18 protein-coding genes are annotated in these 16,020 nt (G+C 64.3%); 8 read left to right on the plus strand and 10 right to left on the minus strand.

The window, feature by feature from the left end:
- Positions 1-6 precede the first annotated feature (6 nt).
- A complete protein-coding gene (locus tag ABJ363_00995; GenBank protein MEP4377549.1) occupies positions 7-552 on the plus strand; it encodes a cupin domain-containing protein in 546 nt (181 codons plus the stop codon).
- Here ABJ363_00995 and ABJ363_01000 read toward each other — a convergent pair.
- The 5 genes from ABJ363_01000 to flgF all read right to left on the minus strand — a co-directional run bounded on the left by ABJ363_01000 (position 549) and on the right by flgF (position 5,061).
- Positions 549-1,415: an alpha/beta fold hydrolase gene (locus ABJ363_01000; GenBank protein MEP4377550.1), complete on the minus strand. Its 867-nt coding sequence runs from the start codon at positions 1,413-1,415 to the stop codon at positions 549-551. The genes ABJ363_00995 and ABJ363_01000 overlap by 4 nt on opposite strands.
- Positions 1,416-1,651: 236 nt before the next feature.
- On the minus strand, positions 1,652-2,437 hold the full coding sequence (flgH, locus tag ABJ363_01005) for a flagellar basal body L-ring protein FlgH (GenBank protein MEP4377551.1): 786 nt from the start codon (positions 2,435-2,437) through the stop codon (positions 1,652-1,654).
- Positions 2,434-3,525 (minus strand): flagellar basal body P-ring formation chaperone FlgA, encoded by a 1,092-nt coding sequence (gene flgA, locus ABJ363_01010; GenBank protein MEP4377552.1) that lies wholly within the window; start codon positions 3,523-3,525, stop codon positions 2,434-2,436. The genes flgH and flgA overlap by 4 nt, the downstream gene beginning before the upstream one ends.
- 10 nt (positions 3,526-3,535) lie before the next feature.
- Positions 3,536-4,321 (minus strand): flagellar basal-body rod protein FlgG, encoded by a 786-nt coding sequence (gene flgG / locus ABJ363_01015; GenBank protein ID MEP4377553.1) that lies wholly within the window; start codon positions 4,319-4,321, stop codon positions 3,536-3,538.
- Positions 4,322-4,338: 17 nt separating this feature from the next.
- Positions 4,339-5,061: a flagellar basal-body rod protein FlgF gene (gene flgF / locus ABJ363_01020; protein ID MEP4377554.1), complete on the minus strand. Its 723-nt coding sequence runs from the start codon at positions 5,059-5,061 to the stop codon at positions 4,339-4,341.
- 268 nt (positions 5,062-5,329) lie between these two features.
- Here flgF and ABJ363_01025 point away from each other — a divergent pair, with 268 nt between their 5' ends.
- From ABJ363_01025 to ABJ363_01055, 7 genes are all read left to right on the plus strand, one after another.
- Positions 5,330-5,878, plus strand: coding sequence for a flagellar basal body-associated FliL family protein (locus ABJ363_01025; protein MEP4377555.1), 549 nt, complete (start codon positions 5,330-5,332; stop codon positions 5,876-5,878).
- A gap of 78 nt (positions 5,879-5,956) precedes the next feature.
- Positions 5,957-6,955, plus strand: coding sequence for a flagellar motor switch protein FliM (fliM, locus tag ABJ363_01030; protein ID MEP4377556.1), 999 nt, complete (start codon positions 5,957-5,959; stop codon positions 6,953-6,955).
- The gene (locus ABJ363_01035; GenBank protein ID MEP4377557.1) at positions 6,952-7,518 is read left to right on the plus strand and encodes a DUF6468 domain-containing protein; all 567 of its coding nucleotides are present in this window, start codon (positions 6,952-6,954) and stop codon (positions 7,516-7,518) included. The genes fliM and ABJ363_01035 overlap by 4 nt, the downstream gene beginning before the upstream one ends.
- Positions 7,518-8,186, plus strand: a complete 669-nt coding sequence (locus tag ABJ363_01040; protein MEP4377558.1) for a hypothetical protein — start codon at positions 7,518-7,520, stop codon at positions 8,184-8,186. The genes ABJ363_01035 and ABJ363_01040 overlap by 1 nt, the downstream gene beginning before the upstream one ends.
- A gap of 43 nt (positions 8,187-8,229) precedes the next feature.
- The gene (locus ABJ363_01045) at positions 8,230-8,934 is read left to right on the plus strand and encodes a flagellar motor protein MotB (GenBank protein MEP4377559.1); all 705 of its coding nucleotides are present in this window, start codon (positions 8,230-8,232) and stop codon (positions 8,932-8,934) included.
- Positions 8,931-9,680: a flagellar motor protein MotB gene (locus ABJ363_01050; protein ID MEP4377560.1), complete on the plus strand. Its 750-nt coding sequence runs from the start codon at positions 8,931-8,933 to the stop codon at positions 9,678-9,680. The genes ABJ363_01045 and ABJ363_01050 overlap by 4 nt, the downstream gene beginning before the upstream one ends.
- Positions 9,677-13,111, plus strand: coding sequence for a tetratricopeptide repeat protein (locus ABJ363_01055; GenBank protein MEP4377561.1), 3,435 nt, complete (start codon positions 9,677-9,679; stop codon positions 13,109-13,111). The genes ABJ363_01050 and ABJ363_01055 overlap by 4 nt, the downstream gene beginning before the upstream one ends.
- A gap of 35 nt (positions 13,112-13,146) precedes the next feature.
- Here ABJ363_01055 and ABJ363_01060 read toward each other — a convergent pair whose 3' ends face one another.
- From ABJ363_01060 to csrA, 5 genes are all read right to left on the minus strand, one after another.
- A complete protein-coding gene (locus tag ABJ363_01060) occupies positions 13,147-13,782 on the minus strand; it encodes a LysE family translocator (GenBank protein ID MEP4377562.1) in 636 nt (211 codons plus the stop codon).
- A 120-nt stretch (positions 13,783-13,902) separates the two neighbouring features.
- Positions 13,903-14,655: a flagellar type III secretion system pore protein FliP gene (fliP, locus tag ABJ363_01065; protein MEP4377563.1), complete on the minus strand. Its 753-nt coding sequence runs from the start codon at positions 14,653-14,655 to the stop codon at positions 13,903-13,905.
- On the minus strand, positions 14,652-14,984 hold the full coding sequence (locus ABJ363_01070) for a flagellar biosynthetic protein FliO (protein MEP4377564.1): 333 nt from the start codon (positions 14,982-14,984) through the stop codon (positions 14,652-14,654). Before ABJ363_01070 ends, fliP begins: the two co-directional genes overlap by 4 nt.
- 38 nt (positions 14,985-15,022) lie before the next feature.
- Positions 15,023-15,373 (minus strand): hypothetical protein, encoded by a 351-nt coding sequence (locus ABJ363_01075; GenBank protein MEP4377565.1) that lies wholly within the window; start codon positions 15,371-15,373, stop codon positions 15,023-15,025.
- Between the two features lie 235 nt (positions 15,374-15,608).
- A complete protein-coding gene (gene csrA, locus ABJ363_01080) occupies positions 15,609-15,872 on the minus strand; it encodes a carbon storage regulator CsrA (GenBank protein MEP4377566.1) in 264 nt (87 codons plus the stop codon).
- Between the last annotated feature and the right edge of the window lie 148 nt (positions 15,873-16,020).

The raw sequence follows: 16,020 nt of genomic DNA on the forward strand, positions 1-16,020 counted from the left end.
GAAAGAATGGACGTGCCCTTCGTTAGTCGAGAGGAAATGCTGGCGAATAATGTGTCGCGAGCATCCGAGATGCGCGGGTCCCCGCTGGCATTTCTGGACACGCGCATGCCGGCGTATGAGCGCGAGAACATCAACGTGATCGGTCTCAATGTGACCGAGAATATGGATGATCCGGCGCTGGCGCCGATCATCAAGGCACCGGCCCATGGGTTCAGTGTCGGCTATATCCGTGCCAGGGACGGTCGCGGCGCAGCACTGCACGCCCATGAAACGGAAGAGGTCTTCATTCCGGTTCATGGTCAGTGGGAGATCTACTGGCTCGCGGGGGAAAAGGAGCTTGCGGTCACGCTGGACGTCGGCGATGTGGTCAATGTCCCCATCGGAATTTATCGCGGATTTCGCTGTGTCTGCGACGATCCTGACGCGTTGCTGCTGGCGGTGGTCGGTGGGCCTGACCCCGGAAAACCCAACTGGCATCCCTCTGTTATCGAGGCTGCGCGCGAGACGGGTCTCTCGGTGGACGACGAGGGCAATCTTCGCGACGACGGCTAGGGTTTGGCGTCCGCCGCGAGCAATGTCGGTAGCAGGGTATTGAAGTCGTCTGCGGCTTCATACTGAACCCAATGTCCCGTCTCCCTGAAAACGTGGAACGGCGCTTCGGGTCGGATACCAGCCGCGGCGGCGCGGACGCCGTCCAGGTCCGGATGCAGGGTCGGGTCGCCGTCCCCAAAAATGAAGTTCAGGCGGCAGGGCAGGTCATGAAGGGTGTCCGCCGTGATGAACGACCGCGCGATCCGGCGCGAGCGCAGCCGGGTCTTGCCCATATTGGACACGTGCAGGGCCATCGCCAGATCGTCCACGGCCGCGGGGTCGTGGACCATCAGCTTTTCCAGGTTTTCCCGATACAGCGGTGCGGCCGCGTCGGGTGACATGTCGCGCGGCACGGCGACCAGGTCGTTGGCCTTGCCCGTGGTGGTCAGGCCCAGAATAGGTGTGCCGACGATGGTGAGGCTGCGAATGCGTTTGGCCTGGGCGTGGGCAACCAGGCCGGACAGGGTGCCGCCGAAGGAGAACGCCACCAGGTCGAACGCCGTATTGCCGCCGGCGAATAGCTGATCGATGCCGTCCGAAAGGATCGCCGCGAGGCTCGCGGCGTCATAGGGCGCTGGCGGGTCGTCCGAATCGCCGCAGCCCGGCAGATCCGGCACGATCACGCGGAAGTCGGCCTCCAGCGCGGGAATATTGCGTACCCAGTGGTTCCACGCGCCGAACCCGCCATGCAGAAGTATGATTGCCGGCTGTTCGGGAGCGCCCCAGATGCGCCATACCAGATGCCCTTCGCCACACGGCGTCAGGTCCTCTCGGCTGCGGGCAAGCAGTTCGTTGAGTGTGTCTTGCGGTGACGCGTCGATCATGGCTGCGGGATCTGGGGCTTACGGGAACGGGATCAGCGCGCGAAGATACCGTCATAGCAGGTGCAGAGCACGGGCGGATTTCGGCCATGACCATGGATTCCGAAGTCGAGAATAGGCCGGGCGAAAAAGAAAGGGCCGGCTCCTGCCTGGAACCGGCCCTTTTGACTTTCCTGGGCTACCTGCCCGGGTGGCCTACCTGGCCTGTCTTCCGATACTAGGGATGCTGCCTATGCCGCCTAGAACGGGAAGATGATGTCGAGCACCTGCTGCCCGTAACGGGGCTGCTGGAGATCGGAAATCTGTCCGCGACCGCCGTAGGACACGCGGGCCTCGGCGATCTGGTCGTATGCGATGGTGTTGGTCGAGGTGACGTCCTCGGGCCGGATGACACCGGCGACCTGAAGCTGGCGTGCCTCGAAGTTCACCCGTATCTCCTGGCGCCCGTAGATCGCCATGTTGCCGTTCGGCAGAAGCTGCGTCACGACGGCGGCGATGCGAAGCTCGATGTCTTCGTCACGCGCGATGGTGCCGGTGCCGCTGGAGTTCGTGGCGCTGTCGGCGTCGAGCAGATTGCCCGGGTTGATCGCCTCGGGAAGTACGGCGTCCAGGCTCGTTTCATAGCCAAGCAGGGCGTTCAGCGAAGCATCTTCCGTCGCCGTGCGCGCGCGCGTCGTCGCGTTGTTGATTTGCGCCTGGTCGTCGAGATCGACCACGACCGTCAGGATGTCGCCGATCTCGCCGGCACGCTGGTCCTTGAAGAACGCGCGCGCACCCGTGCGCCACAGGGAATTGGCGTTGCGCTCGATCGGGCGCGGTGCCGGCATCGGCATCGAGACCGGTCGATAGTCGGGACGGGCAACCGGGTTCTCGATCTGGGTCAGCGGGGGTTCGGCGCCGACCGAGGCAAGCCGGCTCAGGGCGTTGCAACCGGTCAGGGCGACGGCGAGGCCGACCAGTGCGATGACGCGCGGTGCGTGAGCGGACCGGGCCCGCAGGGTGCAGATGGCAGGAGAGGCATTCATCGTGTCGTTCCTCGATTGGTGCCGTTATTGTCGGCAAGCTGCGGCAGGGTCAGGACCGTGACCCGGTCCGGACCGGTAACGCGGGCATCGATCACAAGTTTGGTCTGTCTGTTGCGGACGCGGATGATGTCGCCGTCGGTGCCGTTGCCTTCCGCGATGCCCGTGGCGCTGAGCGTCATGGCGCGGGTTTCGTAGAGCATGGTTACGACGTTGCCCTTGCTGACGGTTTGCGGCCGGCGAAGGTCGGCACGGCGCACCGGTGTGTCCTGGCGCAGCGCGCGACGCGGCTCCATGTCGATCAGGTCATCGGCGTCGGTAATTGTGCTGTCGTGGACGACACGCGCCCGCACGGGCTTCCATCGAATATCATCGGCCCGGATTGTCTCGCCGGGACGCAAGGTCGTGACCGGCACCGGCACGTCGAGCATCGCGAAGATGCGCCCGGCCACGGTCAACCGCTTGGCGCGCGGGTCGCCGGCGGGAACCGTGATAACGGCGTTGAAACGCTCGGTGGACGGATCGACGGAAAGCGATGCGATGCCGATGGTTCCGGGGAGGCGGCTGTCGATATGGATCAGCAGGTTGTGGTTCGAGATCTCGATGTCGAATGTGTCGCCGAAGCCGCGTTCCGCGAGTTCGGCGGCAATCGTGTCGCGTACGGCGTCACCATTGATCAGCGTGCTCGTGCGTTCCGCGACAACCCGGTCGAGCCGGGTGGCCGGGCGCCAGTTCAGCCGTAGCCGATAGGCGAGCCGTGAAAGCCATTCCGCATCGAAAATCGCGCGGCGGCCCGGCTGCGGTGCATACGCAACCACGGTATCCGCGTCGACGCCGGCGGCGGCGCTGATCCGGCCGTCGAAAAGGTCGCCCAGGCGGATCGTCTCCTGATCGATGACAATCTGCCGACGTAACGAGAGCTGCGTGTCCGGGAGTACCGACCCTTTGGCTGGCGTGGCGCTGACATGGGCATTGACGTCGTGGCTGATGCCGCTGTCGATGGCCAACGCCGGCGGTGTGAATGCCAGGGCCGCGGTGACGGCGAGTGCCGCTGCGAGTTTTCGGGTGATGGGTGCGATGTCGTGGCTCATCGAACGCTCCCTATCTCAGCCGGTTGATGGTGCTGAGCATTTCGTCCGAAGTCTGGATGACCTTCGAATTCATCTCGTAGGCGCGCTGCGCCGTGATCAGGTTGGTGATCTCGCTCACCGTGTTGACGTTGGAGGTTTCGAGAAACCCCTGGAGGATTGTCCCGAGGCCGGTCACGCCCGGATTTCCGGATGTGGCGCTGCCCGAAGCCGGAGTCTCGAGAAACAGATTGTCGCCAACCGGGTTGAGACCGGCGGGATTGGCAAAGTTCGCCAGGGTCAGCTGGCCGACATTCTGCTCGGCAACCTGACCCGCGATCTGGGCCAGCACCTGGCCGCTCGAGTTGACGGTGATCTGGACCGCGTTGGCGGGAATGGTGATCGCGGGATCGACGGTATAGCCGTCAACCGAGACGAGCTGACCGGTGGGGCTCAGCTGGAACGATCCGGCCCGGGTGTAGGCGGTCTCGCCGGTCGGGAGCGAAATCTGGAAGAAACCGCCGCCGCTGATCGCGAGGTCGAGGGGGTTCTCGGTCGATTGCAGGTTGCCCTGCTCGTTGATCGTGTAGACCGACGCGGTTTTGACACCGAGACCGATCTGCACGCCGGCGGGGACGATCGTGCCACTGTCGGACGACGTCGAGCCGACCCGGCGCTGGCTTTGATAGAGCAGGTCCTGGAACTCGGCCCGCTGACGTTTGAAGCCGGTCGTGTTCATGTTGGCGATGTTGTTCGAGATGACCTCGACGTTCAGCTGCTGGGCCAGCATGCCCGTGGCTGCGATGCTCAAAGATCTCATATCTGTACCTCCTCAGCTCACACGGTCCGCGTGAGAATATCGATCGCTTCTTCTTCGCGATCTTCTTCCTGGGTGATCGTCTGCGCGGCCGACTGATAGCTGCGCAGGATTTCGATCATTCGGGTCATTTCCGTGATCGCGACGACGTTCGAGCCTTCGAGCATGCCCTGCACGACCTCGGTGTCGGCGGCCTCGATGGGCGCCTGATCGGTGGCGAACATGCTGCTGCCGCGATGTTCCATGTCTTGCTGGTTGGCGAAGGTCACGATCCGCAGGGTTGCGATCTCGCCATTGTCGGTGCGCACCACGCCGTCGCGGCTGATATCGATATTCACCTCGTCGGGGCTGAACACGATCGGATTGTCCTGCTCGTCCAACACGGCAGCGCCGCCGCTCTGGATCAGGCGGCCGCTCTCATCGACCTGGAACTTGCCGTTCCGGGTGTAGAAAAACTCGCCGTCGTCCTCGACCACGAAATAGCCTTCGCCCTGGATGCCCACATCGAGGCGATTGCCGGTGAAGGCGAGGGGCCCCTGGTTGATATCCCGGATCGTCCCGAGATCCTCCACATAGGAGACCTTGGTGCCGTCGTCGCCCACCTCGGCCAGAAATTCCGCGAACATCGGGCGGCTGCCCTGAAAGCCCGTGGTGGACATGTTGGCGATGTTGTTGGCGGCGACGTCGAGCTGGTTTGACAGCGCGGATTGATAGGAGAGTGCGACTTGCGAAGTGGTTGTCATGTCTTTGTCCTGGTGCGAATCATCGCCGGAACAGGTGCAGACACCGTGCCAGACCGAAAAACCCCGGTTTTCAGGGGATGTTCGTGGGTCCGCGCGCATCGGGCACGGCAAGAATGGTCGGATGAGGCCGTGACACCCGGCAAAGTCTGCCGGATTTGGAGACGATTCCGGGCCACCTCAACAGATTGTTAACCAGACTGGCCATAGATTGCCGGGGTCAGGGCCATTCATAGGTGGATGGCCCCCAATCGCCCGGAAGCATTGCACAATGGCCGAAGAAGAGACGAACGAAGACGACGGCGCCGACATCGACGCGGCAGGTGATGAGGATTTCGACGACGAGGGCGGACCCCGGAAGTCGAAAAAGAAGAAACTCATCATGATCGCGCTGCCGGTGCTGCTCCTTTTGATCGGGGGCGGCGCGTTCATGACCGGCATGTTCGATTCGGTTTTGGGCGGCGGTGATGAGCATGCCGAGGAAGCGGTCGAGGAACATGACAAGGCCGAAGCGAATTCGGTTTACTACGAACTGCCCCAGATGCTGGTGAATCTGAACAGCCCCGGGCGGCGCTCGAATTTCCTGAAAATCATCGTTTCGCTTGAACTCACGGATGCCCACGACATCGAGAAGCTCGAATCCTCGATGCCGCGGATCGTTGACAATTTCCAGGTCTATCTCCGCGAACTGCGGGTCGAGGATCTGCGTGGTTCGGCCGGCATATACCGCTTGCGCGAGGAACTGCTGTTCCGCGTCAACGCAGCGGTGCGTCCGGCCCGGGTCACCGACGTGCTGTTCAAGGAAATGCTCGTTCAATAACTGTTTGTAGGTGCAGTGGTGAGTTTGGAAGATACTGAAGACAACGCATTGAGCGACGAAGCAGCTGCCGCCCCGCCGATGGCGGCGGAGGACGGCGACGACGAGACGGGCAATCGCGTCCTGGATCAGGACGAGATCGACAGTCTTCTCGGTTTCGACGGCTATGACGGCGAGAATGAAGACGACGGTATTTCCGTTCTCATCAATTCCGCGCTCGTCAATTATGAACGCCTGCCGATGCTCGAGGTCGTCTACGATCGCCTCGTTCGATTGATGACCACGAGCCTGCGCAACTTCACATCCGACAATGTGGAAGTGTCGATCGACTCCATCCAGTCGATCCGGTTTGGCGACTATCTGAATTCCATTCCGCTGCCCGCCATGCTCGGCGTGTTCCGCGCAGAGGAGTGGGACAATTACGGTCTCCTGACCGTCGACAGCTCCCTGATTTACTCGACCGTGGATGTGCTTCTCGGCGGGCGCCGCGGCACCGCCGCGATGCGGATCGAAGGTCGGCCCTACACGACCATCGAACGCAATCTGGTGGAGCGGATGATCAACGTGGTCCTGGTGGACCTCTCGGCCGCGTTCGATCCGCTGGCACCGATCAATTTTCGGCTCGACCGGCTCGAGACAAACCCCCGGTTCGCGACGATCGGCCGGCCGGCGAACGCCGGCATCATTACGCGATTGCGGATCGATATGGAGGACCGTGGCGGCAAGCTCGAACTGATGCTGCCCTATGCGACCCTCGAGCCCGTTCGTGACGTATTGCTGCAGATGTTCATGGGCGAAAAATTCGGCCGGGATTCGATCTGGGAGAACCATCTCGCATCCGAACTCTGGCAGACCGACGTCCCGCTGCGCGCGGTGCTCGACGAGCAGACGATCTCGCTCAACGAGGCCTTGAATCTGAAGAAGGGGCAGCATTTGCCGCTGAATACCGGCCCCGATTCCGAAATCAAACTCTATTGCGGCGAGGTGCCGATGTTCAGTGGCCGGATCGGTCGCAAGGGCAACATGGTCGCGGTCCAGGTCGAGGAACGCATGGCTGCAGCCGAGGAAATTGTCGAATGAGTGTCGCCATAATGCTGGACGTTGTTGTCGCCGCACTCCTGATCGCAACGATCACCTACGCTGTCATCCTGAACCGGAAGCTGGGTCGCATGCGTCTCGACCGCAGCGGGTTCGAGAAAATGCTCAAACAGTTCGTTGCCGCGACGGAGCGTGCGGAAAGCGGGGTGGCCCTGCTGCAGCGTGTGGCCGATGCCAGCGCTTCCGAGCTGGATGACAAGCGCGGCTCGACCACGGCGCTTCGTGACGACCTCGAATTTCTGGTCTCGCGGGCCGAGGCGCAGGCGAGCAAACTCGAAACGCTGATTGCCAGCGGTCGATCGCGCGAATTGAAGCGCGCCGAGACGCCGACATCGAATATGAATCAGCCGCGCGACGTGCCGCGCAAGACGCGCGCGCCCGGCGACGATCCGGAAGCACGGTATCTTTTCGAGCCTTCCGAGGAAGCGCTGGCCCCCGCCGAGCATGCGTTCGACGAATCCGGCGACGCAGAGGCCGTCGACAAGACCCCGGCCTGGCTGGCCTCCGCCCGCAAGATGGCCGGTGTCGACGAGGTGCTGCGCTGATGGGTCGTCTGATCGGAAAGTTTCTTCGGGCCGTTCGCCTGCTGCCCGTCCTGGTGGTGGCGTCGGTGTTGCTGCTGACCGTACGCGCGGGTGAGTTCGCCGGCGGTATCGAACTCGGCGGTACCACGGTGGCGCTTGCGGAAACCAAGAGCGAGGCGCCTGCGAAACCGGCCGCGGCGCCCGCGGCGCGTGCTCCGGAGCCGGTGGACGACGATTCCTTCGATCCCGTCACCCGGTTCACAGATGAGGAACTCGAGATTCTGCAGGATCTCGCGAAACGCCGGCAGGAATTGATCGCGCGCGAAGACGAGATAGATTCCCGCAATCGCCTTCTGGACGCGGCCGAGGCCCGGATCGATACGCGAATCACCGAGTTGCAGGAGATCCGCAACGCGATCGAGGCGCTCGTGCGTCAGTACGACAAACAGGAACAGGCCGAGCTGGAAAGCGTCGTCAAGATTTACGAGACGATGAAGCCGAAGGATGCGGCCCGCATTCTCGGCGAGCTCGAACTGACGACCCTGCTGGGCATCATGGAGCGCATGAACACCCGGAAAACCGCCCCGATCCTGGCGGCGATGCAGCCCGAACGCGCACGCGAAGTGACGGAAGAACTGGCCCGGCGCAAGACCGTCGACTTGTCGTCGCCGCGCGCCGTGGGCGGCTAGGGCATTCCGGCCCGCTGCCGGACATCATTCGTGAACGGACCGAATGGCGACATCGAACACAACTGAGATTTCCGAAGGACCGGCCATCGCCGCGCCGCGCCGCGGTTCGCGTGGCGGTCCGTCGGGCGTGATGTCGATGTTGTCCATCTTCCTGTTGTTGCTGGCATTCTTTGTCATGCTCAACACCCTGGCGCAGTTCGAGACGACCAAGACCCGCGCGGTGATCGGCAGCCTGAATGCCACGTTCAATATTGGCAATCCGTCGGGCCCCGAGCATGAGTTCGGGTCATTCGTCGGCCGCGTCGGGGCCGCGAGCCAGGTGCAGGCCGAGCTGAATCAGCTCTTGCGCACGCTGTTCGGGGTCGGTCGCTACGAACTCATCCGTCTCGGCAATGTCGTCGTTCTGGATATCGATGCGGACGCGTTGTTCACCCGCGCGGCCAGACCGTCCCCGGCGCTGCTTGTGTTCGCGAACCGCATCACCGGGCGTGTCCTGCCGCCGCCGCCCGGCACGCGCCTCAATCTCGAAGTCACGACCTACCGCGGCGTGGGGAGTCTCGATGGCGCCGACCTCAAGACAATCAACGTCGCGACCCGCCGTGCCGGCGCAATCGTTCGCGGGTTCGAGCGCGTCGGCTTCGAGGCCGATCAATTGGTCGCCGGCCTGGCCGAAGGCAGCCCGAGAAAAATTCGCATCGAGTTTCGCGTCACCGATCTGCTCTCGCGGACCCGCGGGGTATCACCGTGAGCGCGACGGAAACCGCCCCAACGATCGTCGGCCGTCCGATGACGGCGGCCCGAAAGAAGCCGGCCGGCCAGCCACCCCAGTGGCTCGTTACGTTTGCCGATCTGGCAGCCGTTCTGGTCGCGTTTTTCGTCCTGATGTTCTCAATGTCCGAGGTGGATACCGATCGTTGGAATGGCGCAGTGGATGCCCTCGACCGTCAGTTCGATCTCACCCGGGTGGCCGAAAAGGCGAAGCCGGCCGCGGAGCAGAACATCACGCAGCTTGTGGCCGAAGATGGGCTCGATCTGGGTTACTTGCGGCGGATTCTTGCCGGCCATGTGGCGGAAGAGCCGATCCTCGAAGGCGCGCGGTTGCGGGTTGCCGACGGGTCGCTGATCGTCACGCTCCCGGCCGGACTGTTGTTTGAAAGCGGCGGTTCGCGGATCGGGGCCGATGGGCGGCGCTCGGTCTTCGTCCTCGCCGGCGTACTGGGGCGTATCAAGAACGATATCGAAGTCGTCGGTCATGCCGATCCGCGTCTCGTGCGCGACGGTGGCAATGACACCAACTGGGAATTGTCGCTCGCCCGCGCGGCGTCCGTGGCGCGCGCGCTCAACGCCGCAGGGGTATCGCGGACAATTCGTGTCGCCGGGGCGGGGGCGGGGCGCTTCGACGACATTGATCCCGATCTGCCGGCGGCCCGGCGGCTGGAACTGGCGCGCCGTGTCGACATCGTCGTCCGGGATCGGTTCGGAGGTTTGAAATGACGCGTTGGATGAAAACCCATCGACTGATGAACAGGTCCCGTCGAAATGTGCGGGGATTCTGGGTCGGGCTCGTCATCGCGGGCGCGCTCCTCGTGACGCCTTTGACCGCCCTTGCCACGGACGCCGTGACGGTGCGCGCCGGTGAGCATCCCGGCTTCGGCCGCATCGTGCTCGACCTTCCGCGCGCGATCGACTACGAGGCCCGGGCCGACGGAGACCGGATCGAAATCAAGTTCGACACGCCGATCGAGGCCGCGTTCGACGATGTATCGCGGGTCCTGGGCGACTATGTGCAGGCGATCTCACTGGAAGGCGGCAACACCATCGTCGCCACCCTGACCGGGCCGCATCGGATGCGGGACTTCATCAATGAAGGTTCGGTCGTGATCGACCTCCGGAAGGTCGCGCCTTCGGCCGCCGGTCGGGACATCCCCGAAGTCGCGACCCGCTTCGGCCGCCACGCGAATTTCACGCGCCTGGTGTTCGACTGGTCGTCGAATGTGGGCTACCGGGTCGACAACCGAAACGGCGACGTGACGATGCGGTTCAGCCGGGCCGCCGATATACGTTTCAAGCCCGCAGATGTCCGCGCCGCGCGCGGCTTCGCATCCGCATCGGCCGTGCCCGATTCCGCGAACGCCACGATCGTGCATCTCGATGTCACCGGGCGCATCCGCCATTTCCGCGACGGGCTCAAGGTCGTGGTCGATGTGTTCGACACGCCCCGGCCGGCAACGCAGACCGCCGCCGCGGCGCCCACGGAGACTCCGTCGAAGGCGCCAGCGCAGGCATCATCGCGGGCACAGACACCCCCGCCCGTGCCGCCGGCACAGGCGGTTGCAGCACCGACCGGGCCGGTCTCGCTGATCTCCGATGCGAACGCGGTCAGTGCGGACCGAGCCCCGCAAGCGAACTCGGAACCTGATCCCGTGATCCAGACGACCGCGCTGGCTGCGATACAGGGCACGGACACGCCACAGGCTGTTTCCGCACCGCTGGACCTGCGCCCGCCGGCGATGGTTCCTGCGCCGCGAACCCTCGATCGTCTGGCCGACAACGTCGCCGCGCTCGAAATCAAAGTCGAAGCCGAACTCGATGGCGCGCTCATTCGTTTTCCGTTTATTTCGCCGACCGGCGCCGCCCTGTTTCGGCGCGGCGGACGCCTTTGGATCGTGTTTGATCGCGTCGCGCGGATCGACACGGAACGAATCATGTCTGTGGCCGGTGAATTCGTGCACGATGTCGAGCAGGTGCCGCATGAGCGCGCGACGATACTCCGCCTGACGACGATCCCCGGCTTCAATGCCTTGAGCGTGCGCGACGGCAACGAGTGGGAAATCGTCCTGGCGCCGCAGCTGTTGAAGCCCGAAATCCCGATGAACGTGATGGCCAATATCGGCAGCGTACCGTCCGTTACCGTTGGGCCCACGGTGCCCGGAATTCCGGTCAGTATCGTCGATCCTGAAGTCGGCGATGCGATCCATGTGATCCCGGTGCGCCAGACGGGCGACGGGGTCGCGCGGCGCCATTCTTTCCCGGATTTCCGGTTGCTGGTTTCCATCCAGGGCGTCGCGATTGTGCCGGTCTCCGACCGCGTCGATGTGCGCGCGGGCGACGACCGGGTCATCGTCACTGCCGGCGGCGGGTTGCGTCTGACGGAGGCTGCCGCGCGCACACGTGTGCTTGCCGACGGCCCCGACGACGATATCGAGCGCCTGTTCCGCTTCGTCGAGTGGCGCCATGCCGAGCTCGGTGAGTTCGCGGCATCCGAACGTGAGTTGCTGGCGCAGGTCGGCAAGGCGGAGCCCGCGGACCGCAACACCGCCCGGCTTGAACTGGCGCGATTCTACGTGGCTTACGGTCTCGCGGACCGGGCGATCGGCCTGATCGACGTGATGGTCGGCGAGGCGCCCGAGTTGGAGCGGGTCCCGACCCTGCGCGCGTTGCGCGGCGCCGCCCGTTTCGTGATGGGCGATGTCGCCGGGGCCGAGCGGGATCTGTTCGATCGCGAGCTTGATCTGGAGCCGGAGCTGGAACTTTGGCGGACCGCCATCCGCGGCGCCCAGGGCGATACGCTCAACGCCTCGATCGAAATGCAGACAGCCGAGCGGTTCGTTCAGGACTACCCCGATTCACTGCGCACACGGTTCGGGTTTCTGGGCGCCGAACTGTCGCTCGCGGCACACGACCCGGTGGCCAGCGAATTCTGGCTCGAGGTCATCGGCGAAGCCGACCTGACCCCCGCCGAGATCGATCGTCGCCGTGTCCTGCAGGCCGGGATTGCCGCCCAGAATGGCGAAGTCGATACCGCGATCGCGCTGTATGACCGGACGATCAACGGCCGCGATCGGCTGAGCCGCGCGCTGGCCGTGCTGGAGAAGACCGAGCTGCTGCTGTCGGAAGAAGACATGTCGCCGGCGGAAGCCGTCGAGGCTCTGGACAGCCTGCGTTACGTGTGGCGCGGGGATACGCTTGAATTCCGTATCCTGCGCCGGCTCGGGCAACTCGAGCTGGCGGCCGGCGACTACCGCGACGGCCTGCGCACCCTGAAGCGCGCGGCGAGCAATTTCCCCGAACATCCCCTGGCGCCACTCCTGGCCGACGAGATGCGCATGCTGTTCGAACGGCTCTATCTCGAAGGCGAGGCCGACGAGCTTGCGCCGATCACCGCGATCGCCCTGTTCAACGAGTTTCGCGAGCTGGCACCGGCCGGCGCTGCGGGCGACGCCATGATCCGGCGGCTGGCCGACCGCCTGGTTGCCGTCGATCTGCTGGATCAGGCCGCCGAACTGCTGGCCCATCAGGTCGAGTTCCGCCTCGTGGGTGTCGAAAAGGCGGAGATCGGGGTTCGTCTGGCGATGGTGCAATTGCTCAACCGTAAACCGGAGCTGGCGCTCGAGGCGCTCGAACAAAGCGAGGTGGGCGGGCTCCCGGACGCGCTGATGAAGGAACGCCAGGTTGCCGTGTCACGCGCCCGCACCCTGCTGGGCGAGTATGGCCCCGCGCTGGCGTGGCTGGATGGCCTGGATGGCGAGGAAGTCGATCTGCTGCGCGCCGAAATTCACTGGCGGTCCCAGGACTGGAAGGCCGCCGCGCGGGTCCTGACGCGGCTCGCCGGCCCGCTGCCGGGCCCGGACGAAACCCTTGGTCCCGAACAAAGCCGCCACGTGATGAACCGCGCCGTGGCGCTGGCGCTGGCGGGCGAATCGAACCGCCTGACCGCGCTCGCCACGACCCATGGGGCGGCGATGGCGGGAACCCCTTTCGGCGCGGACTTCCGGGTTCTCACCGCGGTGGAAACCGCCCCGCGCGACTTCGCCGAAGTCCTCAAGCGCGTCGCCAAGGTGGATGAACTCCAGGCCTTCATGGACAGCTACCGGGCCCGCCTCGCGGCAGCCTCGGATGGATCCCCGGCAACCACCGGTTCGTGATTTCTGGATGGAAGTTGGAAGCTGGCAGTGGGTGGTCAGCCGCCGGGCCGGACCAGCGCCGTGACAAATCCCGCCCCGACCAGGAAGCCGGCGCCGATCCGGTTGAGACGGCGCAGCATGGGCGGTGAATGAAACCGCGTTCGCATTTCTCCCGCCAGCACAGCCCAGATCACGATATTCACCGCTGCCAGCGTAAGGAACGTCGCCTCGAGGATGATGAATTGGGGCCAGAGCGGCTGCGCGACATCGACGAATTGGGGTACGAACGCGACGAAAAACACGATGCCCTTGGGATTGAGGGCTGTCACGATGTAGGCGTTCGCGAACATGCGAAACCAGCCGCCGGGCGCGGCCCCGGCGGCCCGCCCCGGCGGTGTGGGTGTGTTTGAAGAGGCGCGCCACATTCGGATGCCCAGCCAGACGAGGTACGCCGCGCCGGCCAGTTTCAAAGCCGTGAACATCGCCGCCGACGCGGCGAGGATGGCACCGGCTCCGAGCAACGATAAGGTCATGGCGGTGAAATCCCCCAACGCGACTCCGGGCACCGTGGCCCAGCCCGAGACGCGGCCGCGATTCAGCGCGTAGCTCACGACGAGCATGACCGTGGGGCCGGGCACCGCGAGCAGGGCGGTGCTGGCCAGCGCAAAGGCGAACCAGAGTTCAAACGACAAGGGGCTTCCTTCGGGCAGTTCTATACGGAACCGTCCGAGATAAGCCGGTTATCGTCGATGTGCAAATTCGGGGATGGCGAATTGGCGCGTGAGCTGAAGGCCGGTACGCAAACAGCCTCGCTAACCGAAGCTCTGCACCAGGCTGCCGGCCACCAGGTACCAGCCATCGACCAGCACGAAGAAGATCAGCTTGAACGGCAGCGAAATCATGATCGGTGGTAGCATCATCATGCCCATCGACATCAGCACCGACGCGACGACCATGTCGATGATGACGAAGGGCACAAACAGCAGGAAGCCGATCTCGAAGGCGCGGCGCAGCTCGGAAATCATGAAGGCCGGGATGAGCGCGCGCAGCGGGGTTTCCTCGATGCTGCCCGCCGTCTCGATTTCGGCCATGTCCATGAACAGCCGCAGATCCTGTTCGCGGACATGCTGCAGCATGAAGTCCCTGATCGGCGCCATCGTTCGGTCGAACGCCTCGCCCTCGGTGATTTCCTCGGCGATCAGCGGCTGAATGCCCTGCTCGTAGGCGGTCTCCAGGGTCGGCGCCATGACGAAGGCCGTGAGGAACAGCGCCAGGCTGACAAGCACGGTGTTTGGCGGTGTCTGCTGGGTGCCGATGGCCGAACGCAGGAAGGCGAGCACCACCACGATCCGGGTGAAGCTGGTCACCATCACGATGATCGACGGGGCCAGCGACAGGACCGTGAGCAGGGCGATGAATTGCACGACCCGCGCGGTCGTCGAGCCGCCATCGCCGAAATCCAGGTTGAAATTCTGGGCCTCGGCGATGCCGATCGAGCCGAGGAAACCGATCCCCAGCGTACCGAGCGCGATCGCGTATCGGTTCAGGCCGCGGAACCCGGTCATGGGGAGGTCCCGCCGGCATCGTTCGCGGCGTCGTTTTGAGTTGCGTCGAGATGGTCGGTGAAGTTCGCGCCGGGTGTGATCCCGGTCTCGATAACCGTCTCGCTGGTCGGCCCGAGCAGCAGCAAATGCTCGACGCCGTCGCGCCGGATGAGCACGAGGCGGCGCTTGGCATCGATATGCGACGCCTCGACCACCCCGAGCCGCCCCTTGCCCGCGCCGAGCGTGACCCGGCCCGCGCCATAGCGGCGCAGGATCCAGGCAAGTGCTGCGATCAGGCCGAGGACGACGACGAGCGCGAGGACGAAACGTAATCCGGAGACCAGATCCATAACCAACTAAACCCTTGGGAAGTAACTAAAAAAGTCGATTAGGCCGCGTCGTCCGGCGGGGTGTCGGCTTCCGGGATGGAAATGCCGGCGCTGTGACCGGTGCGCGCGGCGGCGTTTTCGGTGCGCGCGAGCTGTTCGGCGATCTCTGCCTGCTCGGCCTCGATCTCGGCGCGGATCTCGTTGAGCTGGCTCAGGAGAGTCTCGAGCTGTTCGCGGACCAGGGGGATGTCGGCGCGGGGCAGCTCGACGGCCGCCTTGCAGGTCTCGGCAACCTTCAGGTTGAACGTGTCGAGATCGACATCCTGTCCGTCGCGCATGGCGGCGCGGATATCGTCGAGGGAGTTTGTCGCGGTATCGAGGTCCTCGCGGACCGCTTCGAGCGTGGGCATCGTCTAGGACTCCAGGTCGTTTTGAGAATGGGTGAGGCCAGCCGCAGGCGCGTGCGCGGTCCGCTGAAACGTGGACCGGCGCGGAACATGAAGGGGCATGACGCCCAGTTGCGCGAAGGGGGTGGCAGGCACGCGTGCTTCTCGTTGCGTTGTTGAGCGGCCTTCTGCCGCACGCCCAGAGGATCGCGGATTATGCTTAAGAAGAGATTAAGGAAGCCGTGCGGCCCGGCGGTCGTTACTCGGCGGGGCCGTCTGTCGTCTTGACGGGCGCTTCTTCGTCCGGCGCATCGGCGGCCTCGCCACCGGCGTTGCCATCCGTGGCGCCTTCGCCCGCCTTTTCGGCCTGGATGCGCTCATAGACCTCATGGCGGTAGACCGAGACGTCCTCGGGGAAGGTCAGGCCGAGCTTGATCGATTTCCCGCGCACGTCGACGACGGTCACTTCGATGTCGTCGTTGATGATGATGGAATCACCGATTTTGCGCGTCAGATAGAGCATGTCCCCAACCGGCGTCCCGTTGCGGCCGGTCCTTCATGACCAACGCGGGTTCGCCGCACCTCCCTGCGGTTTGGCACAGCTTATACCGCTTTACCGTTTGTTAACAGCGCGCCGTGATACTGGGGCAATCGATAAAGTTTTCGGCAAA

The organism is Alphaproteobacteria bacterium (assembly GCA_039980135.1).
GTDB lineage: Bacteria > Pseudomonadota > Alphaproteobacteria > UBA6615 > UBA6615 > UBA8079.